Origin of the sequence: Citrobacter sp. Colony219 (genome assembly GCF_019382635.1) — a bacterium.
In the GTDB taxonomy this organism is placed as follows: Bacteria; Pseudomonadota; Gammaproteobacteria; order Enterobacterales; family Enterobacteriaceae; genus Citrobacter; species Citrobacter youngae.
Genome location: NZ_CP080033.1, coordinates 1,844,731 through 1,845,418, shown reverse-complemented (window position 1 = coordinate 1,845,418; position 688 = coordinate 1,844,731). Strand labels below are relative to the sequence as shown.

At 56.2% G+C, this 688-nt stretch carries 1 protein-coding gene (cut by a window edge); it reads left to right on the top strand.

Annotated features, from left to right (window positions below; all coding sequences use genetic code 11):
• The coding region annotated (clsB, locus tag JTI85_RS08040; RefSeq protein WP_219352398.1) for a cardiolipin synthase ClsB crosses the window boundary (this coding region is incomplete at its 3' end): on the top strand, positions 1–688 show 688 of its 1,156 nt. 468 nt of the annotated region lie to the left of the window's left edge.

Genomic DNA, 688 nt, shown 5'->3' with positions numbered 1-688 from the left:
GTTGACATTCTGAGATTCGTGCTGGAAAACTTGCCCGGACAGAGCGCGGTACGACGCTGGTGGCGACGTCATCACCGGGCAATCGACAATCATCGACCCGGCGAAGCGCAGGCGCTGTTCGTCTGGCGTGATAACGAGGAACATCGTGATGATATTGAACGCCACTATCTGAAAATGCTGACCCAGGCACGGCGGGAAGTGATCATCGCCAATGCCTACTTCTTTCCCGGCTATCGCTTTCTGCATGCCCTGCGTAAAGCGGCCCGACGGGGCGTTCGGGTAAAACTCATCGTGCAGGGTGAACCGGATATGCCGATTGTGAAAGTGGGCGCCCGCCTGCTGTACAACTATCTGGTAAAAGGCGGCGTCCATGTCTATGAATACCGCCGTAAACCTCTGCATGGCAAAGTGGCGCTGATGGACGATCACTGGGCGACGGTGGGCTCCAGCAATCTTGATCCACTGAGTCTGTCGCTCAATCTGGAGGCAAATCTGATTATTCATGACCGCACGTTTAATCAGACCCTGCGTGACAACCTGAACCCTATTATTGCGCAGGACTGCAAGCGGGTTGATGAATCCATGCTGCCAAAACGCACCTGGTGGAACCTGACCAAGAGCGTACTGGCCTTCCACTTTTTACGCCACTTCCCGGCGCTGGTCGGCTGGCTGCCGGCRCATACCCCGC